This is a genomic window from Agrobacterium sp. ST15.16.055 (genome assembly GCF_027956555.1).
Classification (GTDB): domain Bacteria; phylum Pseudomonadota; class Alphaproteobacteria; order Rhizobiales; family Rhizobiaceae; genus Agrobacterium; species Agrobacterium salinitolerans.
Map to the genome: position 1 here is coordinate 383,557 of NZ_JAQKGN010000003.1, position 19,407 is coordinate 402,963.

Below are 19,407 nucleotides of genomic sequence, written 5' to 3' on the forward strand. Positions count from 1 at the left end.
TCCCGTGTCAATGACCGCCAAACCCCGCCGATGCAAGCAATTTATCGCGAAAAGGGACCGGCGATGCCCGCCGCCCTCCATCGATGTTGCACCGCAAAGTCCGAATGTTCGATTAATCCAATATAAAGGCTTGTATTGCACTTTGTGCCCACGGCCCGTGCGGCCGCCGGAACCTGCCATGACGGCGTCTCCTCCCATTCACAAAATTGCGGCCGTTGCAGCGCAGACGCTTGCTTCGAGGCATCGGGTCGCCGAGAGAGTTTGCGATGTCGCTGAAAAACCTCCCCATTAACCTGAAGCTTATTGCCACCTTCTGTGCCTTGATGAGCGTGTGCCTGCTCGCTTCCGCGGTCGTATTCTGGCAGACGCTGGGGAGCGAGCGAATCGCGATTGAGAACAATCGCACCAACAACATCATGCACGCCGTGGATGGTGCCACGGCCGCCATGCTGGAGCAGGCCGTTAACCAGCGCGGCTTTCTGTTGTTTCGCAGCGATAGCACCTATAGTGATGTTTTCGCTCAGCGCGACATCATGCTGAAGAAGCTGAATGAGGCGCGCACTTTGGCCGCCGGTGAGCCCGAAATTCTGAAATCCATTGACGGTATGGAAAAATCGGCGACCGTCTTCTTCAAGGAACTGGCGGAACCGCAGATTGCCGCGCGCAAGACGACCGAAGCGCCGATTTCCGACATCATCGAGATCGGCCGCAATCAGGCCAAGGGCCAGCTCGACGGCTTCCGCGCCTCCGCCGCCAAGATCAAGGAGCAGCTGAACGGTCTGTCCGCCGCTTATGCCGCAGAACAGCAGGCAGCCGCGCTCCACCTCAAATATGCGCTTCTGGGCGGCGGCGCGGTTGCCGGTCTTCTGGCCGTCGCCCTTATCTGGGCGCTGTCGCGCTCCATCGTTACGCCGATTGTCGGCATGACGGCGGCCATGAGCCGGCTTGCCGATGGCGATCTGACGACGGAAGTACCCGCCACGGATCGGGGAGACGAAGTGGGCAAGATGGCGAAGGCGGTTCTTGTCTTCAAGGAAGCTGGTCTCGAAAAGTCGCGCCTTGCCGGCGAGACCGATCGCATGCGCTCCGCGACAGAGGCTGAACGCCGCCGCAACGAGGAAGAAAAGGCCAAGGACGAAGCCGCCAGCGCTTTTGCCAGCGCCGAGCTTGGCAAGGGCCTTGCCGCTCTCGCAGATGGCGATCTTTCCTATCGCATCGAGACGCCTTTTGCGCCCGCCATCGATCCCGTTCGCGTGAATTTCAACAGCGCCGTCGAAAAACTCCAGCAGGCGCTGCGCACCGTCGGTGAGAATGCAGCCGCGATCAATGCCGGTGCTGCGGAAATGCTCTCCGCCGCCGACGATCTTTCGCGCCGCACCGAACAACAGGCGGCATCCATCGAGGAAACCGCCGCAGCGCTCGAAGAAGTCACCACCACGGTGCGCGACAGCGCCCGCGGCGCAGAAGATGCCGGCAATCTGGTCCAGCGCGCCCGCGCCGGTGCGGAGAAATCCGGTGTCGTGGTCCGCAAGGCGGTTGCCGCCATGCGCGAAATCGAGAAATCCTCTGGCGAAATCGGTAACATCATCGGCGTCATCGACGATATCGCTTTCCAGACCAACCTGCTGGCCTTGAACGCTGGCGTGGAAGCCGCCCGCGCCGGTGACGCCGGCAAGGGTTTCGCCGTGGTTGCGCAGGAAGTCCGCGAACTTGCGCAGCGTTCGGCCAACGCCGCCAAGGAAATCAAGACACTTATTAGCGCCTCCAGCCAGCAGGTGGAAAATGGCGTCAATCTGGTCGATGAAACCGGCAAGGCCCTGGAACTCATCGTGGCGGAAGTCGAAGAGATCAACGCCCATGTCAGCGCCATCGTCGTCGCTTCCCGCGAACAGGCAACCGGCCTGCAGGAGATCAACACGGCTGTGAACACGATGGATCAGGGCACGCAGCAGAACGCCGCCATGGTGGAACAGCAGACCGCCGCTAGCCATTCGCTGGCGCGCGAGGCGGAAGCGCTGAACGGCCTGCTCGGCCAGTTCAGGATGGGCGGCGCGCGCGCTGCCGTTGCCAGTGCCGGAGGATATTCCGCGCCGCGCCAGTCCTCCGCCAAGCCCGCCTTCCAGCCCGCGCCCGCCGCACCGGTTCGCAAGGCTCCGGTCAAGCCGGCTTCCGCAACCGCACGGCCGGTAGCATCGCCAGCCCGTGCACTTGGCCAGAGCCTCGCCCGCGCCTTCGGCGGTGCGGCCGAAGCGCCGGCCGCCAAGGATCAGGACTGGACGGAGTTCTGAGACGGGTTTTCAGACCGAACCTATGGATTGGGGGCCCAAAGGCCCCCTTTTTATTTTGGCGCTTTTCCTGAACATGCTCTATGCGCCCTGTAGCCGGAACATTCGCGCAAAGAACAGTTCATCCGACAGGCGGTGAAGCAGGGCGGCAATGCCGGCGGTCGCGGCAATGGCGAAAACAAGCCGTCCGGCCAGTACGCTATAGACATCCGCGCCGAGCGACATCACCACGAGCGTGTCTTCAATCACGCTATGGGCAAAACCCATGAACACGCAGGACAGAAATACCTGCCGGGGCGATATTGTGCCCGATCGCGCCTCGCGGATCAGGAAGCCGGCGCCGTAGGAAATGCCGAGAAACAACCCGATGGCGGTGAGATGTTCGGCCTCGCCGCGAATGCCCGCAAGACGCAGCAGGGGCGAGAGCGCTTTCATCATCAGCGCCAGCAGGCGCGTCAGTCTGAGGATTTCAAGGCAAAGAGAAAGTGCCAAGAGGATCACGAACATCCAGACCATGGTTTCGCCGAGGCCAAGGAAGTAGGCGGACCATTCGGGCGTGGCGCTCATCGCAATCCAGGCAGGGTTGACCGGCGCGGAAAGCCACCCCGTCGCCTCCAGAACGTGATGCAACATGAAGGCATAGAGCAATCCGCCTCCGATTCGCAGGGCCGTGGTGACGATCATGCCGGGCCCCGCCTTTTCAATGATCTTCTGCTCGATGGGCAGGCCATGGGCGAACAGGATGAGCGCCGAAAAAACGGTGATATCCGCAACGGTCAGCGACGATGCGGGAACAAGCGTGAAGATGAGCGGTACGGCACCCCATATGCCGACCAGCATTGCGGTCAGCCAGGCAAGACCGAGCTCCGGCGGCAGCCCCACGAGGTTCATGACCGGCGCAAAGGCAGGCGCCACCGCCTCGATCGCGCCCATCCTCGACAACAGCTCGGTCAGTATTGCGATCGGAACCGTAATCCGCACCAGCACCCAGTAGATTGCAAGCGTTTCCCGCGTTTTTTGCCAGATGGACTGAAGAACTGACATGTGAAGGCTCTCCTGAAGATTGTTCCCAATCACTACTGCCGGCCCATTCGCATTTGCGATCAAAGATTGCAGTTTCATGCAATTTTATTGCAAAGATATCGGTGGGCATTATGCTGCCGGCATGGACAGGATCGACCGGAAACTTCTGAACCTTTTGCAGAACGATGCCTCGCGCACCAATTTGGATATGGCCGACGAGGTGGGGCTGTCTCCATCCAGCTGCCTGCGCCGCCTGCAGCGGTTGCGCAAGTCCGGCGTGATCGACCGCATCGTGGCGATCCTCAACCCGGCAAAGGCGGGACGCGTCCTCAAGGCTCTGGTGACGGTTGAACTGAAACTGCACGGTGAGCAGCAGATGCGCCGCTTTCTGGATATTGCCAGCGCCGAAGAGGCCGTGTCACAGGCTTATGCCGTCACAGGCGCAACAGATGTGGTGCTGATGTTGCGCCTGCGGGATATGGAAGAATTCGACGCCCTGTGTGACCGATTGTTCCGCGACCAGCACAATGTGGCGCGCTTTTTCACCATGGTCGTCATCAAGACGGCGAAAGAGGAGACGGCCATTCGGCTTTGATTGTTGTCCCGCTCGTCGATCTATGCGGCGTGATCTGCCCGCATGGGGCGCCAGACGGAAATATCGCGCGGGGCGTCGAGAAGCTCTGGCAGGGCGTCGTGCCATGCCTGGCGATAGGGCCGGTGGATCTGAACGTCGATGACGTCCTGATGGTCGCTCCAGGTCTCATGCAGCAGGAAGCGGTTCTCGTTCTCGCCATCCCGGTGCAGGGTTACGTTCACGAAGGTTTTCTCGTGTCGCATGGCGTCGAGCAGCGCGTTCAGCAATTCGAGAAAACGCTCGCGCTGGCCGGGGCGCACCTGAAAGCCGATAAGATAGGTGGTGTGCATGGGCCTTACTCCTTGGTGCTGGGCATCAGTGCTTCGCGGGTTGCCGCATCGGCGGGGTAGAAACATTCCAGCACCAGCTCGGACAGTGTCACGTCGGTGGCAGTGCCGAAAACCGTGGTGGTTGAAATGAAGCTCAGGATAGCGCCCGAGGACGGATCACGAAGCTGGAGAGGTATCGCCAGCGGATCGGCACCGGCGGTATAGGCAGAAAGCTTCGGTGCGGGATAGGCCGCAAGCTCTGCTTGCAGGCGGGAAAGTACGTCGTCTCCCGTTTCCTCCACCTGACGTTTCAGCCGTTCCAGCAGGTGGTGCCGCCATTCGGCAAGGTTGACGATGCGGGAACTCAAGCCATCGGGATGCAGGCTCAGCCGCAACGCATTGAGCGGCGACTGAAGCAGTTCGGCGGAAACGCCGGCGAGCAGCGATGTGATCGCATCATTGGCAAGAACCACGTTCCAGTGCCGGTCAACGGCAAGAGCGGGGAAGGGCATGTGCCCATGCACCACGGTTTCGGCGGCTTGCCGCGCTGCTGCCATGTCCGGTGCATCCAGCGATCGTTCGGAATGAACAGGCGCATAACCTGCCGCCAGCATCAGCCGGTTGGCGGCGCGGGCGGGCATTGAAAGCTGCTCCGCCAGCCTCACCAGCATGTCACGGCTGGGAGATGAGCGCCCGCTTTCCACAAAACTCAGATGGCGCGTGGATATGTCAGCCTCTACCGCCAGATCGAGCTGGCTCAATCTGCGGCGGGCTCGCCATTCTTTCAGCACCTGGCCGACATGTTCTCGATGATGTGTCATGCCCCGCAGCCTAGCAGAAGATATCGCCAATGCGATTACCTCGCAGGTAATTGTTCCGCTTCCCAGACCCCGGCATGTTTGGGCCGTCAACCCACAGGAGAACAATCATGACACAGCATCTCGCAATCGCCGAAACCTATCTCGCGGTCTGGAACGAGGAAGACGGCGAACGCCGCAAGCAGTTGGTAAACAAGGCATGGGCCGAAACCGCCCGTTATATCGATCCCCTGATGCAGGGCGAGGGCCAGAAGGGGATCGCCGCGATGATCGAGGCGGCGCGGCAGAAGTTTCCCGGATATCGCTTCGTGCTGACGGGAACCCCTGACGGACACGGCGATTTCACCCGTTTCTCATGGCGTCTGATTTCGCCTGACGGAGACGATGTTGCCGGCGGCACCGATGTTGTCAGCCGCGATGCCGACGGGCGGATCGATAATGTCGTCGGCTTTCTTGATGGCGCGGCAGGATAACACCAGGGGGGCGGGATCATCTGCCCGCCTCCTTCACCTTGGGAAGCGTGATTCAGCCCGCAAATCCCACGCCGGCCTGACGCTGGCCAAGCGCATTGAACACGGTGGAAACGATGCCGGCCCGGTCGAGGCCGGCATTGGCATACATGGTCTCGGGCTTTGCCTGTTCCACCCACTGGTCGGGCAGGGTTAATGTGCGAACCTTCGGGCCGTGGTCGAGCAAACCGGCGCTGGCCATGAAATGCAGCACATGCGCGCCGAAACCGCCGACGGAGCCTTCCTCAATAGTCACCAGCACCTCGTGATGGCTGGCAAGCTGGCGGATGAGATCGAGATCGAGCGGCTTGGCGAAGCGCGCATCGGCAACCGTGGTCGAAAGTCCGGCAGCATCCAAGTCTTCGGCAGCCGCCAGGCACTCCGCAAGGCGTGTGCCGAAGGAGAGCAGCGCAACCTTGGTGCCTTCCTTGATGATGCGGCCCTTGCCGATCTGCAAAATCTCGCCGCGTACAGGCATTTCGACGCCCACACCTTCGCCGCGCGGATAACGGAATGAAATCGGGCCTTCATCGTAAGCTGCAGCCGTGCGGACCATATGTTTCAGCTCCGCTTCGTCCGATGCAGCCATCACCACCATGCCGGGCAGGGTGGCAAGGAACGTCGTGTCGAAGGAGCCGGCATGGGTCGGTCCATCGGCGCCGACGAAACCGGCGCGGTCGATGGGGAAACGCACGGGCAGGCTCTGGATCGCCACATCATGCACCAGCTGGTCGTAACCGCGTTGCAGGAAGGTGGAATAAAGCGCGCAGAACGGCTTGTAACCGTCGGCTGCAAGTCCCGCCGCAAAGGTGACGGCGTGCTGCTCGGCAATGCCGACATCGAAGGTGCGGGCCGGGAAAAGCTCGGCCATCTTGTCGAGACCGGTACCATTCGGCATGGCGGCCGTCACACCGATGATCTTGTCGTCGAGCGTCGCTTCCTGGATCAGGGCTTCGGCAAAGACGCTGGTATAGCTCGGCGCATTCGGCTTGGCTTTCGCCTGCGCGCCGGTGATGACGTCGAACTTGTTGACGCCGTGATATTTGTCCGCGGCAGCCTCCGCCGGCGCGTAACCCTTGCCCTTCTGCGTCACCACATGAATGAGGACGGGGCCTTTCTGATTGTCGCGCACATTGCGCAGCACCGGCAAAAGGTGATCGAAGGAATGACCGTCGATCGGGCCGATGTGATAGAAACCAAGCTCCTCGAACAGCGTGCCGCCGGTCACGTAACCACGCGCATGGGTCACGGCGCGGGTAATGGCGCGATCGATGGTCTTGCCGAGATAGGCCGTCAGTTTCTTGCCGAAATCGCGAAAGCCCATATAGGTGCGGCCGGAGGCCAGCCGCGCCAGATAGGCGCTCATCGCGCCCGTCGGCGGCGCAATAGACATATCGTTATCGTTGAGGATGACGATCAGCCTCGCATCGAGCGCGCCGGCATTGTTGAGCGCCTCAAACGCCATGCCCGCCGACATCGAGCCGTCGCCGATGACGGCGATCACCTTGCGGTCGCTGCCTTCGAGACCTGCCGCCACCGCCATGCCGAGACCGGCGGAAATGGAGGTGGAGGAATGGCCGGCGCCGAAATCGTCATAGTCGCTTTCCGCACGGCGGGTGAAGCCGGAAAGCCCGTTTTCCTGGCGCAGCGTGCGGATGCGGTCACGACGGCCGGTCAGGATCTTGTGCGGATAACATTGGTGGCCGACATCGAAGATCAGTCGGTCTTCCGGCGTGTTGAAGACCTTGTGGATGGCAATCGTCAATTCCACCACGCCGAGGCCGGCCCCCAGATGGCCACCGGTTTTCGACACGGCGTCAATCATCTCGTCGCGCAGTTCCCGCGCCAGTTCCGGCAGGTCGCGATCGTCGATCTCCTTGAGATCGGAGGGAAAATTCACCCGGTCGAGCAATGGTGTCTGTGGCATTCCGGTCAATCGTTCGGCCTTTTCTTGTCGTCAGCAGGGCGCGCCAGAGCGGCTTTCATGGTGAAAGCCAACGGTTCGGCCTTGCATGTCGTACACTTCTATAGAATTTCAACCTTCCGGCAAAGGGACAAACTCTTCTTCGTCGCCGGGAACGATGTCGAAGCGTCCGGTTCTCCACTCCTGTTTGGCCTGTTCTATGCGTTCTTTTGATGACGAAACGAAGTTCCACCAGATGTAACGGCGCTCATTCAGCGCCGCCCCGCCGAAGATCATGATGTGACAGCCATTGCTGCCGGCCTGAAGCGTGATGTCGTCGCCCGGCCGGAAAACGAGGAGCTGGTCGGCGGCGAAGATATCACTGGCCACATCCAGCGAGCCGGAGAGAATATAGATCGCCCGTTCTTCATGGTCGGCGGAAAAGGGAAACTTTACACCCGGTTCCAGAGTCAGGTCGACATAAAGCGTATCGGTAAAGGCCGAAACAGGGGAGGTGAGCCCCTCGAATTCACCGATCACCACCCGGCCGGACGCGCCCTTGATATCGATCAGCGGCATGTCTTCCTTGGCCGTATGGGCAAAGGCGGGTGCGATTTCTTCCATATGCTCTGGCAGGGCAAGCCATGTCTGCAGGCCGGACATGGACAGCGGATGGCCGCGCAGGTTTTCCGGCGTGCGTTCCGAATGCACGATGCCACGCCCGGCCGTCATCAGGTTGATGTCGCCGGGGCGGATGACAAGCTCGGTGCCGAGACTGTCGCGATGCTTGATTTCGCCGTCGAACAGATAGGTAACGGTGGAAAGGCCGATATGCGGATGCGGCTTCACATCAAGCGCCTCACCGGCCTTCAGGATCGCCGGGCCCATGCGGTCAAAAAAGATGAACGGGCCGACAAGCCGCCGCTGCCGGGTCGGCAGCGCACGCCGCACCGCAAAGCCGCCAATATCGCTGGTGCGGGGAATGATGAGGTTCTCGATGGCGTCGCAGGCAAAAGCATCACCCGCGACGGGATCGTTACCGGGAAAGAAGGACATGGCTTGCTCCTCGTATCGTCAGTGGCGGAGTTTAGCATAACCGAAGGTCTGGGGAGCATAGCGATATAGAACGCAGTGTTAACTGACCCGAGGGAACACGAGATTGTGAGATGCTTAATTCACGCGATCATCGCTGACAAAGATTTGCAAACCTCTCCTCCGTCGTCCTCGGCCCTGTGCCGAGGATCTAACCACGTCGAATAAAATCAATCGGTTGCAGATAACAGGGACAAGCCCGAGGATGACGTCGAGTGTGCAGATCGGGGACGTGGCCGCGTGTGGGGCCACATCAAAACGCTCCCGCTAAACGCGTTCACTCCCCGTCGAGCGGCTCCACACCCTGCGGCTTGCCCGCCCGGTCAAGACGGATTTTCTCGATGCGCTTTTCGGCGGCATTCAGCAGCGTCTCGCAATGTTTCTTCAGGGCTTCGCCGCGCTCATAGATGGCGATGGATTCGTCCAGCGCCACGTCGCCGCGTTCCAGACGTGCGACAATGCTTTCCAGCTCGGCGACGGCTTTTTCGAAAGAATAACCGCTGACATCGGCTGTGTTGGCATTTTCCGTCATGTTCAACCCTTCATCATTCTCAAAATATGCATGGCTGCCGATTCCGCCAGCCCTTCCAGATCATAACCGCCTTCAAGCAGGCTGACGACCCGGTTGGAGGCGTATTTGTCGGCCATTTCCAGAAGTCGGCCCGTCGCCCAGTCGAAATCCTCGCCCACCAGATTGATCTGCGCCAGCGGATCGCGGTGATGCGCGTCGAAACCGGCGGAGATGAGGATGAGATCAGGCGAAAAATCGGCAATCGCCGGCAGCACGCGCGACTTGAACGCCTCGCGGAAATATTCGCTGCCGGTGTTGGGCGAAAGCGGGGCGTTGACGATATTGTTCTTCACGCCGGTTTCGTTTTTATCGCCGCTCCACGGGTAAAGCGGCATCTGGTGGGTGGAGCAGAACAGCACTGACGTGTCGTTCCAGAAGATGTCCTGCGTGCCGTTGCCGTGATGCACGTCCCAGTCGATGATGGCGATGCGTTCTGCGCCGTGCGCCTTCTGGGCATGGCGGGCGGCAATCGCCACATTGTTGAAGAGACAGAAACCCATGGCCTTGGCTGTTTCGGCATGGTGGCCGGGCGGACGGGCCGCGACGAAGACATTGTCGGCCGAGCCGGTAAACACGTCATCCACGGCCGCCATGGCAGCGCCAATGCCGGTCAGCGCCGCCTGCAGGCTTTTTGGCGAGAGATAGGTGTCGGACTCGATCCGGTTGATCTCGCCATCCTCTTCGGGCACCTGCCGCATGACGGCAAGCAGATGCTCTTCCGGATGCGCCAGCAGCACCGCATCCTCATTGGCCTGCGGTGCTTCCTTCCGGTCCAGCCGCTCGAAATTCGGATGTTCAAGCGCGATGTTCAGCGACCGCAGACGGTCCGGCCGCTCGGGGTGGCCTTCCGGCGTGATATGCTCAAGGAAGATCGGATGTTCGTAAAGACGGGTCGCCATTCTTTTCCTCCCGGAGGCACGGTATTCAGGCGCGCTGCGGCAGAAGCGGATAACCGGCCATCACGGCGCGGCCGGCCAGCGCGGCAAGAACGGCCTTCAGCGCATCGCCGGGAATGAAGGCGAGCGAACCCATGAAGGCCTTCTCAAAACCAAGCCCGACGACCAGCGCCAGATAGGTGATGCCGAAAGCATAAAGCACCACCACGCCGCCGATCAGGCTGGCGACGAAGAAGCCGACGCCCTGCGTCAAAGCGGATTGGCCGCGATGGACGAATTTTTCCGAGAGCGTGCCAGTCACGAAAACGGCTGCAATCCAGCCGATCAGGAAGCCCGTCGTTGGCGTGGTGAAAATCGAAAGACCACCGCGTCCCCCCGAAAGCACTGGCAGGCCGATGGCGGCAATCAGGATCGTCAGCAGCACCGCAAGCGTACCGCGCTTAGCGCCCAGCACGACACCCGCCAGCATGACGCCGAGCGACTGCGCGGTGATGGGCACCGGAATGAAGCCGAGCGTGATCGGCGGCAAAAGCCCGAGTGCGATGATGATGGCGGAAAACAGCGAAATCAGCACGAGGTCGCGGGTTGTCATGGCTCGGAAACTCCGGATGGTTATCTGGCCGTCAGCTTTGGCCTCTGAAACCGCGCGCGTCAATGGCGTCGGCAATGGCGTCCGCATCCTTCAACGTCATAATCACCAGCGGCACGATGATGGTGGCCATCCGCACGGGCAGGCCGCGCGCCCGGTGCGCATCGCGCACCGCATGGTAACGATTGACGATCTCAGGCACGAACCGCACCACCAGCCCGACGGCAAGCCCGATATCGGCGGCCTTCACCAGCCCCAGCCTTTCAAGCGGCGAAGCGGAAAGGGTGATCTCGTCCATGAACTGCGAAATACTGACGGTGATGGTGACGGCGGTTGCAAGCAGCGCCAGCGCCGTCAGCCGCAAAAGATTGACGCTGGCGTCATGGGCCGGAAGCAGGAGAAAACTGAAGGCGGCGACAAGGAAGATGGTCAGCATCACCGGCCGCAGCCGCAAAGCGATCTCGCGGAAGGGCAGCCGCGTAGCGCCCAGAATAAGGGCGGCCAGAACCGTCGCGCCTGCGAGAACCAGCAGATCGCGGGTGAGGAACAATGCGATGCTGAAACCCATGAGCGTCAGGAGCTTGAGGCGTGGCGAGACGCGGTAGAGCCAGCCGGTGCCTTCCACATGCAGCGATTTCATCGCGATGCCACCTCCAGATAGCGCGCCACCGCTTCTTCGGGGGCGGCGTCGGCAACCAGTGCGCCTTCATGGAAAACCAGCACCCGGTCGAAACCCGCAACCAGCGGCAGATCGTGGGTGATGACAACAAGCGCCTGCGACAGCGCCGCCATGGTCTTTTCCACGATGGCGCGGTTCTTGAGATCAAGCTGGTTGGTCGGCTCGTCGAGAATGAGGATTTGCGGTTCGGTAATCAGGAGCGCGGCCAGCGCCGCAAGCTGTAATTCCCCGCCGGAAAGCTCATGGGCGCGTCGTTTCTCGAGATGTGCGATACCAAGCCGGGCGAGAACGGCCTTCACCTTGATTTCCGTGTCGGCCTTATTGAGACCAAGCCGTTTCAGACCGAAGGCAACATCGTCGCGTACGATCGGCAGGATGATCTGGTTCTGCGGATTCTGGAAGATGAAGCCGACCGTCTGCAAGACCGCCCTGGCGTCCGTCACGGTATCGAGACCGTTCACCGAAACCGTGCCTTCGCTCGGTCTGTTCAGCCCGTTGATCAGCCGCGCAAAGGTAGTCTTGCCGGAACCATTAAGGCCGATCACGCCGACACGCCGTTCGGTCAAGGTCAACGACAGCGGCCGCAAGGCCTGCCGGCCCTCGAAAGCGACACCGGCGGCGTTAAAACGGATTTCCAAGCTTACATCCTCACGCTCGTTTCCGGTTCTATACCCCGTCATCAACAGAAGTGAAACAAGGAACAAAAAAAGAACATTGCAATCCTGAAAAAGCCGTTCTACCTTCGCCACCATGGCGATCAAGGTTTCGAACGAAGCGGCAAGACGAATTTTTCTGGCGCGGCAGGGGCTTTCCTCTCCGCCCGGCAAGGCGCTTTCCAAGAGCGACCTGTTGCAGCTCATCACCGATATCGGTTTTGTGCAGGTGGATAGCATCGGCACGGTGGAGCGCGCCCACCACCAGATTATTTTCTCCCGCAACCAGACCTACAGGCGCGGCCATCTGACCACGCTCTTGGAAAAGGACCGGGCGCTTTTCGAGCACTGGACACATGACGCCTCCATCCTGCCGACGGAATTTTATCCCTATTGGAAACATCGCTTCCGGCGCCGTGAGCCGATCATTCAGGAGCGCTGGCGCAAATGGCATGGCGAGGGTTTCGATGCCGCCTTCGGCGAGACGCTTCAGCGCATTGCCGCAACCGGTCCGGTTCTGGCGCGGGAGTTGAAGGAGGAGGGGCACCAGTCCGGCGGCTGGTGGAACTGGCATCCCTCCAAGACCGCGCTCGAATATCTCTGGCACACCGGCAAGCTTGCCATTTCCGGCCGCGTGAATTTCCAGAAGGTCTATGATCTCGCCGAACGGGTCATTCCCGGTGAGCATCACGAGACCGAGGTGGAGCACGCCGAATTCGTTGACTGGGCCTGCCGCGAGGCGCTGAAGCGGCTGGGTTTCGCCACCCATGGCGAAATCGCCGCCTTTTTCGATCTCGTCACCCCGCAGGAGGCGAGGGACTGGGTCAAGAGCAACCGCGACGAGCTATGTGAGGTGTCGCTTCTCGCCCGCGACGGCACGGCCCGCCCGTCCTATGCCTTTGCCGGTTTTACCGCTGACCTGACTGACGTGCCCGAACCCTCCGCCCGCGTTCGTGTGCTGAGCCCCTTCGATCCCCTGTTGCGAGACCGCAACCGTATGGAACGGTTGTTCGGATTTTATTACCGCATCGAGGTCTTTGTGCCGGAGCCGAAGCGGCAATACGGCTATTATGTTTTCCCGCTTCTGGAGGGTGACAGGCTTATCGGCCGCATCGACATGAAGGCGGATCGCAAGCGCAGCACGCTGGATGTACGCCGCCTGTGGCTGGAGCCGGGCGTGCGCGCCTCGGCTGGACGGCTGGAGAAACTCGATGCGGAGCTGGTGAGGCTGGCGCGATTTACGGGGGTGGAGAGCGTGAATTATCTGGAGGGCTGGCGGGCGGAAAGCTGAGGTTTTTTGCTCAAGGATATTTTGAGACGGCTTCGCCCCGCACTCGAATATCGCCCTCGACGAAGCACGGCGTCGCCGCGTGTTTCTTCTCCCTGCGGGGGAGAAGGTGGCCCGAAGGGTCGGATGAGGGGGCAAGCTCTCCGAAATCCGGCAAGGGCGCCCCCTCATCCCGCTGCCGCGGACTTCTCCCCCCGGGGAGAAGAAACAAGGGGCACCCACTCGCTTCACAATTGCCCTGGAAAACCAAGGCAAACCCCGGAAATCAGCAGATATCCGTCGCCGAAATCTGGATGCCGAACCCTTCCAGCCCGACATAATGCCGCTCGCGCGTCGTCAGCAACTTGATGGAGCTGATGCCAAGGTCTTTGAGAATCTGCGCGCCAAGGCCGATTTCCAGCCATTCGTTTTCGCGAGAACGGGCCTGTGCATGCGCTTCATCCGGGTCGCGCGCCTTGCGGCGTCCAGCTACCTGGCCGACGCCAACGGAGCCTTCGCGCAGATAGACGATGACACCGCGGCCTTCTTCGGCAATCTTCTGCATATAGTGCCGCACCGGCTGGCGGTCGCCGAAGACGTCATCGGCAACGTTTTCCGGATGCAGGCGCACGGGGATGTCGACGCCGTCGCGGATATCGCCAAAAATCACCGCCATATGCTGCATCGGGTCCCAGGGCAGCGAATAGGTCTGCGCTTTCGCCGGCCCGAAGGGCGTCTCGATGGTGAAGGAGGATTCCATCTCCACCAGCGTTTCCTTGCGCTGGCGATAGGCGATGAGATCGGCGACCGACACGTGCTTCATGCCGTGTTTTTCGGCAAAATCCAGAACCTGCGGGCCGCGCATCACGCTGCCATCGTCATTCACCAGCTCGCTGATGACGCCGATGGGCGGCAGGCCGGCGAGCCGGCAGAGATCGACGGCCGCTTCGGTATGGCCGGAACGCATCAACACGCCGCCTTCGCGGGAAATCAACGGGAAAATATGGCCCGGCCGGGTGAAATCGGAAGCGCCGACATTCGGGTTGGCGAGATTGCGAACCGTCAAGGTGCGGTCATCCGCTGAAATACCGGTCGTGGTGCCGTGCTTGAAATCGACGCTGACGGTGAAGGCCGTCGTGTGGGCGCTGTCGTTTTCCGCCACCATGGCGTTGAGGTTCAGCCGCTTGGCCTCCTCGCGCGGCATGGGCGCGCAGACGATGCCGGAGGTGTGGCGCACGATCAGCGCCATTTTTTCCGGCGTGCAATGAACCGCCGAAATGATCAGGTCGCCTTCGTTCTCACGGTCGTCATCATCGGTCACGACGACGATTTCGCCGGCTTCGAAAGCGCGGATGGCGTCGACAACGCGTTTCTGGTCATAGGCCATGGCGGTTCCCTCTATTTCAAGCGGCCGGTCTGGCCGCGGTCTCGCAGATAATGGTCGGCAACGGTGCAGGCGATCATCGCTTCACCGATCGGAACGGCGCGGATGCCGACGCAGGGGTCGTGGCGGCCCTTGGTGCGCACATCGACATTGTTGCCATCGGTATCGATGGACAGGCGCTCCGTCAGAATGGAGGAGGTGGGCTTGATGGCGAAGCGGGCGATGACAGGCTCACCTGTCGCGATGCCGCCCAGAATGCCGCCGGCATGGTTGGACAGGAAAATCGGTTTGCCGTCATTGCCCATGCGCATCTGGTCGGCATTTTCCTCGCCGGAAAGCTCGGCCGAGGCAAAACCTTCGCCGATCTCCACGCCCTTGACGGCGTTGATCGACATCAGGCTGGAGGCGATATCCTGATCGAGCTTGGCATAGATCGGCGCGCCGATGCCGGCCGGAACGCCTTCCGCCACAACCTCGACCACAGCACCGATGGAAGAGCCAGCCTTGCGGATGCCATCGAGGTATTCTTCCCAGACAGGCACCATCTCGACATCGGGGCAGAAGAATGGGTTCTGGTCGACCTGATCCCAATCCCAATTGTCGCGGTTGATCTTGTGCTTGCCGATCTGCACCAGCGCGCCGCGAACGTTGAGGCTGGGCACCACCTTGCGGGCGATTGCGCCGGCGGCAACACGCGCCGCCGTTTCGCGTGCGGAGGAGCGACCGCCGCCACGATAATCGCGAACGCCGTATTTCAGGTCATAGGTGAAATCCGCATGGCCGGGGCGGAAACGTTTCGCGATCTCGCCGTAATCCTTGGAGCGCTGGTCGGTATTTTCGATCAGCATAGAGATCGGCGTGCCTGTCGTCGTCATCGTCTCGCCGTCCTCATCCAGCATCACGCCGGAAAGAACTTTCACGATGTCGTCCTCGCGGCGCTGGGTCACGAAACGGCTTTGGCCCGGTTTGCGTTTGTCCATCCAGTACTGCAGCTCGGCAAGGGTAAAGCGGATGCCGGGCGGGCAACCATCCACCACACAGCCGAGCGACGGCCCGTGGCTTTCTCCCCAGGTGGTAACGCGAAAAAGGTGACCGAAACTGTTATGCGACATCGTTCTCAAGACCGGAAACAGGGCGCCTGTGGACGGCGCCGTTTAAAACAAGCGGATTTGTCTTAGTGGAAAATCCGGGCAAGGCAAAAGCCTTTCTTTCATCGCAAACGGGATATGGAGGTGACGTACCGTTCACGACTGGTGAAATGACGAAAAACGACAGTCCCCGGGATGGGCGGCGCAAAGCGATTCGACGGTTTCAACGGATTTCCGAGATGACGAAATTGTAAAGGGACGGAGGTTTTCCACCTTAAACCGGAGTTTTCCAATATTGCCGGAAAATGCGGTGTAAAAACCACTAACGGCTTGAACAGGATTTGAAATCCGTTCATCAATTGGGCTGAAAATGTCATGGTTGCGGGCAATTTCCGCCACATTCGAAAGGCAATTCTTCATGCATGTAAGGTTTTCACGCAAATCCACGAAAGCTAGATCGATGCGTATGATGATTGCCGCCCTTCTGGCCACCGCCAACCTCCTGATGCCTATTAACGGCTACGCCCAGAGCGTCGATGTGGAAGGCACGATCAGCAAGATCGATGCCAATGGGCTGAGCATTACCTTGAACGACGGCAAGACCTACCGCGTGCCGGAGGAGTTCAATTTTGAAGGTTTGAAAGCGGGCGTGAAGGTCGTGGTTTTCTACACGGAAGTGGATGGAAAACGCGTGGTCGACGACCTTCAGGTCGTTGAGTAAGCTCCAGGCCTTATGCCAAACCTTCGTTGCGAGACGAGCGGGTGTCGCGTGTTTCTTCTCCCCGCCGGGGAGAAGTCCGCGGCAGCGGGATGAGGGGGCACGGCTAGAGGGATTCGGCGACGTCGCCCCCTCATCCGACCCTTCGGGCCACCTTCTCCCCGGCGGGGAGAAGAAACGAGCCGCGATGTCCTGCCAGTCTTAGCAAACCTTGACAGCCCTCAAGAAATCCACTCCGCACTATTCCTGTCGATCTGAACCTTCAAGATCTGGTCCTGCGGGATCTGCGTTCTCGACGCCTCGTCCTTGTCCATGCCAGAAACCAGCCGGAAGATCGAGCGGATCACACCGCCGTGGCAGACGCAGACGGATTGCCTCTCAACCGAAGAAAGCCATGCGCCGATGCGCCAGGAGAGGATTTCATAGCTTTCGGCGTCCTGGCCGGGCGGAATGAAATCCCATTTATTGGCCTTGCGCGCCTTCACCCGGTCCGGAAACTCTTTCTTCAGCTCCGGCAGGGTCTGTCCCTCCCAGTCGCCGAAAGAGACTTCGATCAGACGATCGTCGGTGCGGTAGGCAAGAGGGTCGAGGCCCATCGCGCCGCGCATCAGTTCCATGGTCTCGCGCGTGCGCCCGAGCGGGCTCGCCACATAGTCGAAATCCGTGGCCTGTTCTCCCAGCAGCTGCGCGAGGAGCTTGCCGTTTCCGACCGCCTGCTGGCGGCCGAAATCGTTGAGCGGAATGTCTTTCTGGCCCTGAAGCCGGCGTATCGCATTCCAGTCCGTTTGTCCGTGCCGGATCACATAGACGAGCAAGGCGATACCCCGTTCTTACACTTTTCAGGCTTAGTCCTTCACCACCGAGATGTCAGGCGCATCCACGGCCTTCATGCCGATGGTGTGGTAACCGGAATCGACATGGTGGATTTCGCCGGTCACGCCGGTCGAAAGGTCGGACAGCAGGTACAGCGCCGACTTGCCGACTTCCTCGATGGAAACGGTGCGCTTCAGCGGCGCATTGTATTCGTTCCACTTCAGAATATAGCGGAAGTCGCCGATGCCGGAAGCTGCAAGCGTCTTGATCGGGCCGGCGGAAACGGCGTTGACACGGATGCCGCGATTGCCGAGGTCGACGGCGAGATAACGCACGCTGGCCTCGAGAGCAGCCTTGGCCACACCCATGACGTTGTAATTCGGCATGACCTTTTCGGCGCCGTAATAGGTCAGCGTGATGATCGAGCCGCCGTCATTCATGACCGGCTCGGCGCGCTTGGCAATGGCGGCCAGCGAGAACACGGAAATATCCATGGTGCGGTTGAAGTTGTCGCGGCTGGTGTCGAGGTAACGGCCGGTCAGCTCGTCCTTGTCGGAGAACGCAATAGCGTGCACGACGAAGTCGATCTTGCCCCAATGCTTTTCCAGCGAGGCAAAAACGGCGTCGATCGTCTCGAGATCGGTCACATCGCAATGACCGGCCATGAAGGCGCCGAGTTCCTGCGCCAGCGGCTCTACGCGCTTCTTCAGCGCATCGCCCTGCCAGGTCAACGCAACTTCCGCGCCCGCGTCGGCACAGGCCTTGGCGATGCCCCAAGCGATGGAACGATTATTGGCGACACCCATGATGAGGCCGCGTTTGCCAGCCATGAGGCCGGATGCCTGAGCCATTTTGTGCTCCCTAGTACTTATGATCGGTCCTGCCTATGGCATAGGCTGCAATCCTGTTCAAGATTGCCAAAGATCATCAACTGTTAGGGAGCGTAACAAAGGGTGCGTTGTCCCGGCTATTCGCAAAACTTTCACAAATAAAGGCCTTCGCGCATGTGCCGCATCAGGTCGGTTACCTTTTCATCGGGCTTTTCCAAGAGGACGATGCGCAATTCGACGACGAGATCGCCGGAGCCGCCCTTGCCGTCGGCAAGGCCCTTGCCGGCAAGCCTCAGCACACGGTCTGAGCCGGACCAGGCCGGAATGGTGATGTTTTCTTCGCCGAGCGGTGTCTTGACTTTCGTTTCACACCCCAGAACCGCGTCGCTGAGCGATATCGGCAGGGTCGTGTGAATATCGAAGCCACGAAGGGAGAAAGCGTCCTCTCGGTCGGTCAGCAATGTCACGGCAAGATCGCCGCGCGCGATGTTGGGAAGCTTCAGCCCCTGTCCCTTCAGCCGCACCACATGTCCGTCGGTCATGCCGGGCTCGAGCTGGAACCGAACTTCCCGCTCATCGGCAAGAGAAATGGTAATCCATTTTTTCTCCAGCAGATCGGCGACCGTGACGGTGGCCTCAGCGGTGATGTCAGGCGCTTTTTCCGGAGTCGGCTGCGGCGCACGGAACCGCCGCACCAGCGCGCTGAAAAGATTGGCGGCAAGCGAGGCGGGTGACGTCTTGTCATCGCCGGTGGCGGTGGCTGCGGGTATATCGCCTTTTGCAGCGCTCGCGGCCGCCTTTGCGGCTTCCGCCGCCTGCTGCACCTTGGGATCGTTCTGGGCATCGGCGCCAAAAATGCGCTCGACGATGTCTTCGGCGCTTTCCGGTTTGCTATCGGCTTTCTGGCCGGTCTGCGCCCGGTTGCGGGCGTCCGCACGGGCCAGTTCCTCCATCAGCTTTTCGGCGGCCTTGGCGCGCTCGGCAGCCTCGCGCGCGGCTTCTCGCTGCTGCATGATGGTTTCGCCGCGCTGTTTCTTTTCGGCCGCCTTGCGGGCTTGATCGTAGAGATCGCGCTTTTTCGGGTCTTTGAGAAGATCGTAAGCCTGCCCGATCTCGGCAAAGCGCGCCGAGGCGTCGGGATCGTCGCGATTGGCGTCCGGATGGACGGTTTTCGCCTTCGTGCGCCAGGCGGCCTTGATGTCCTCGTGGCGGGCGTCACGTTTCACGCCGAGGATGGAATATGGATCGCGCATGCGAAACACCAGTTACGTTGGCTCAGGCACGTGCTGCCGCTCATGGCGCAATCCTGAAACTAACCCCTCCGAAAAGGGATGCCCGCGATCATTCGCCAGCACGCCCTCGGTTTAATCAACGTCGACTGTTGCA

General features: G+C 60.6%; 20 protein-coding genes. 5 read left to right on the forward strand and 15 right to left on the reverse strand.

What is annotated here, in order from left to right:
- The first annotated feature begins 266 nt into the window (after positions 1–266).
- Positions 267–2,288 (forward strand): methyl-accepting chemotaxis protein, encoded by a 2,022-nt coding sequence (locus PL599_RS07830; protein WP_269823274.1) that lies wholly within the window; start codon positions 267–269, stop codon positions 2,286–2,288.
- 78 nt (positions 2,289–2,366) lie between these two features.
- Here PL599_RS07830 and PL599_RS07835 read toward each other — a convergent pair whose 3' ends face one another.
- Positions 2,367–3,329: a nucleoside recognition domain-containing protein gene (locus PL599_RS07835; RefSeq protein ID WP_269823273.1), complete on the reverse strand. Its 963-nt coding sequence runs from the start codon at positions 3,327–3,329 to the stop codon at positions 2,367–2,369.
- A 121-nt stretch (positions 3,330–3,450) separates the two neighbouring features.
- Between PL599_RS07835 and PL599_RS07840 the strand changes: the two genes are divergently transcribed.
- Positions 3,451–3,903, forward strand: coding sequence for an Lrp/AsnC family transcriptional regulator (locus PL599_RS07840; protein ID WP_137410964.1), 453 nt, complete (start codon positions 3,451–3,453; stop codon positions 3,901–3,903).
- A 20-nt stretch (positions 3,904–3,923) separates the two neighbouring features.
- Here PL599_RS07840 and PL599_RS07845 read toward each other — a convergent pair whose 3' ends face one another.
- On the reverse strand, positions 3,924–4,232 hold the full coding sequence (locus PL599_RS07845; RefSeq protein WP_137409871.1) for a putative quinol monooxygenase: 309 nt from the start codon (positions 4,230–4,232) through the stop codon (positions 3,924–3,926).
- A gap of 5 nt (positions 4,233–4,237) precedes the next feature.
- Complete coding sequence (locus PL599_RS07850) at positions 4,238–5,032, reverse strand: helix-turn-helix domain-containing protein (RefSeq protein ID WP_137409872.1); 795 nt, start codon at positions 5,030–5,032, stop codon at positions 4,238–4,240.
- 107 nt (positions 5,033–5,139) lie between these two features.
- On the opposite strand from PL599_RS07850, the gene PL599_RS07855 reads away from it, so the two are divergent.
- On the forward strand, positions 5,140–5,502 hold the full coding sequence (locus PL599_RS07855; RefSeq protein ID WP_137409873.1) for a nuclear transport factor 2 family protein: 363 nt from the start codon (positions 5,140–5,142) through the stop codon (positions 5,500–5,502).
- A 52-nt stretch (positions 5,503–5,554) separates the two neighbouring features.
- On the opposite strand, the gene dxs is transcribed toward PL599_RS07855, so the two are convergent.
- From dxs to PL599_RS07890, 7 genes are all read right to left on the reverse strand, one after another.
- Complete coding sequence (dxs, locus tag PL599_RS07860; protein WP_077982831.1) at positions 5,555–7,474, reverse strand: 1-deoxy-D-xylulose-5-phosphate synthase; 1,920 nt, start codon at positions 7,472–7,474, stop codon at positions 5,555–5,557.
- A gap of 99 nt (positions 7,475–7,573) precedes the next feature.
- Positions 7,574–8,497: a pirin family protein gene (locus PL599_RS07865; protein WP_142914129.1), complete on the reverse strand. Its 924-nt coding sequence runs from the start codon at positions 8,495–8,497 to the stop codon at positions 7,574–7,576.
- A gap of 313 nt (positions 8,498–8,810) precedes the next feature.
- Positions 8,811–9,065, reverse strand: a complete 255-nt coding sequence (locus PL599_RS07870) for an exodeoxyribonuclease VII small subunit (RefSeq protein WP_003503059.1) — start codon at positions 9,063–9,065, stop codon at positions 8,811–8,813.
- Between the two features lie 2 nt (positions 9,066–9,067).
- Entirely contained in the window at positions 9,068–10,003 is a 936-nt protein-coding gene (locus PL599_RS07875; protein ID WP_142914130.1) for a histone deacetylase family protein, read from the reverse strand.
- Positions 10,004–10,028: 25 nt separating this feature from the next.
- A complete protein-coding gene (locus PL599_RS07880; RefSeq protein WP_142914131.1) occupies positions 10,029–10,592 on the reverse strand; it encodes a biotin transporter BioY in 564 nt (187 codons plus the stop codon).
- Positions 10,593–10,623: 31 nt separating this feature from the next.
- Positions 10,624–11,229: an energy-coupling factor transporter transmembrane component T family protein gene (locus PL599_RS07885; RefSeq protein ID WP_142914132.1), complete on the reverse strand. Its 606-nt coding sequence runs from the start codon at positions 11,227–11,229 to the stop codon at positions 10,624–10,626.
- Complete coding sequence (locus PL599_RS07890; RefSeq protein WP_269823272.1) at positions 11,226–11,906, reverse strand: energy-coupling factor ABC transporter ATP-binding protein; 681 nt, start codon at positions 11,904–11,906, stop codon at positions 11,226–11,228. Before PL599_RS07890 ends, PL599_RS07885 begins: the two co-directional genes overlap by 4 nt.
- Before the next feature lie 112 nt (positions 11,907–12,018).
- On the opposite strand from PL599_RS07890, the gene PL599_RS07895 reads away from it, so the two are divergent.
- On the forward strand, positions 12,019–13,212 hold the full coding sequence (locus PL599_RS07895) for a winged helix-turn-helix domain-containing protein (RefSeq protein WP_269823271.1): 1,194 nt from the start codon (positions 12,019–12,021) through the stop codon (positions 13,210–13,212).
- A gap of 262 nt (positions 13,213–13,474) precedes the next feature.
- Here PL599_RS07895 and ribB read toward each other — a convergent pair whose 3' ends face one another.
- Entirely contained in the window at positions 13,475–14,575 is a 1,101-nt protein-coding gene (gene ribB / locus PL599_RS07900; protein WP_077982825.1) for a 3,4-dihydroxy-2-butanone-4-phosphate synthase, read from the reverse strand.
- Positions 14,576–14,586: 11 nt separating this feature from the next.
- Positions 14,587–15,684 carry a chorismate synthase gene (aroC, locus tag PL599_RS07905; RefSeq protein WP_269823270.1) on the reverse strand — a complete coding sequence of 366 codons (1,098 nt, stop codon included), beginning with the start codon at positions 15,682–15,684 and terminating at the stop codon, positions 14,587–14,589.
- 436 nt (positions 15,685–16,120) lie between these two features.
- On the opposite strand from aroC, the gene PL599_RS07910 reads away from it, so the two are divergent.
- On the forward strand, positions 16,121–16,381 hold the full coding sequence (locus PL599_RS07910; RefSeq protein ID WP_162520615.1) for a DUF1344 domain-containing protein: 261 nt from the start codon (positions 16,121–16,123) through the stop codon (positions 16,379–16,381).
- A gap of 218 nt (positions 16,382–16,599) precedes the next feature.
- On the opposite strand, the gene PL599_RS07915 is transcribed toward PL599_RS07910, so the two are convergent.
- The 3 genes from PL599_RS07915 to PL599_RS07925 all read right to left on the reverse strand — a co-directional run bounded on the left by PL599_RS07915 (position 16,600) and on the right by PL599_RS07925 (position 19,274).
- The gene (locus tag PL599_RS07915; protein WP_269823268.1) at positions 16,600–17,193 is read right to left on the reverse strand and encodes a histidine phosphatase family protein; all 594 of its coding nucleotides are present in this window, start codon (positions 17,191–17,193) and stop codon (positions 16,600–16,602) included.
- Between the two features lie 30 nt (positions 17,194–17,223).
- Entirely contained in the window at positions 17,224–18,042 is an 819-nt protein-coding gene (gene fabI / locus PL599_RS07920; protein WP_077982821.1) for an enoyl-ACP reductase FabI, read from the reverse strand.
- Positions 18,043–18,173: 131 nt separating this feature from the next.
- Entirely contained in the window at positions 18,174–19,274 is a 1,101-nt protein-coding gene (locus tag PL599_RS07925) for a DnaJ C-terminal domain-containing protein (RefSeq protein WP_269823266.1), read from the reverse strand.
- Positions 19,275–19,407: the final 133 nt, after the last annotated feature.

Coding starts and splice junctions, on each gene's coding strand:
- PL599_RS07830 (WP_269823274.1), top strand. CDS start 267: ATGTCGCTGAAAAACCTCCCCATTAACCTGAAGCTTATTGCCACCTTC.
- PL599_RS07835 (WP_269823273.1), bottom strand. CDS start 3,329: ATGTCAGTTCTTCAGTCCATCTGGCAAAAAACGCGGGAAACGCTTGCA.
- PL599_RS07840 (WP_137410964.1), top strand. CDS start 3,451: ATGGACAGGATCGACCGGAAACTTCTGAACCTTTTGCAGAACGATGCC.
- PL599_RS07845 (WP_137409871.1), bottom strand. CDS start 4,232: ATGCACACCACCTATCTTATCGGCTTTCAGGTGCGCCCCGGCCAGCGC.
- PL599_RS07850 (WP_137409872.1), bottom strand. CDS start 5,032: ATGACACATCATCGAGAACATGTCGGCCAGGTGCTGAAAGAATGGCGA.
- PL599_RS07855 (WP_137409873.1), top strand. CDS start 5,140: ATGACACAGCATCTCGCAATCGCCGAAACCTATCTCGCGGTCTGGAAC.
- PL599_RS07865 (WP_142914129.1), bottom strand. CDS start 8,497: ATGTCCTTCTTTCCCGGTAACGATCCCGTCGCGGGTGATGCTTTTGCC.
- PL599_RS07870 (WP_003503059.1), bottom strand. CDS start 9,065: ATGACGGAAAATGCCAACACAGCCGATGTCAGCGGTTATTCTTTCGAA.
- PL599_RS07875 (WP_142914130.1), bottom strand. CDS start 10,003: ATGGCGACCCGTCTTTACGAACATCCGATCTTCCTTGAGCATATCACG.
- PL599_RS07880 (WP_142914131.1), bottom strand. CDS start 10,592: ATGACAACCCGCGACCTCGTGCTGATTTCGCTGTTTTCCGCCATCATC.
- PL599_RS07885 (WP_142914132.1), bottom strand. CDS start 11,229: ATGAAATCGCTGCATGTGGAAGGCACCGGCTGGCTCTACCGCGTCTCG.
- PL599_RS07895 (WP_269823271.1), top strand. CDS start 12,019: ATGGCGATCAAGGTTTCGAACGAAGCGGCAAGACGAATTTTTCTGGCG.
- ribB (WP_077982825.1), bottom strand. CDS start 14,575: ATGGCCTATGACCAGAAACGCGTTGTCGACGCCATCCGCGCTTTCGAA.
- aroC (WP_269823270.1), bottom strand. CDS start 15,684: ATGTCGCATAACAGTTTCGGTCACCTTTTTCGCGTTACCACCTGGGGA.
- PL599_RS07910 (WP_162520615.1), top strand. CDS start 16,121: ATGCGTATGATGATTGCCGCCCTTCTGGCCACCGCCAACCTCCTGATG.
- fabI (WP_077982821.1), bottom strand. CDS start 18,042: ATGGCTCAGGCATCCGGCCTCATGGCTGGCAAACGCGGCCTCATCATG.
- PL599_RS07925 (WP_269823266.1), bottom strand. CDS start 19,274: ATGCGCGATCCATATTCCATCCTCGGCGTGAAACGTGACGCCCGCCAC.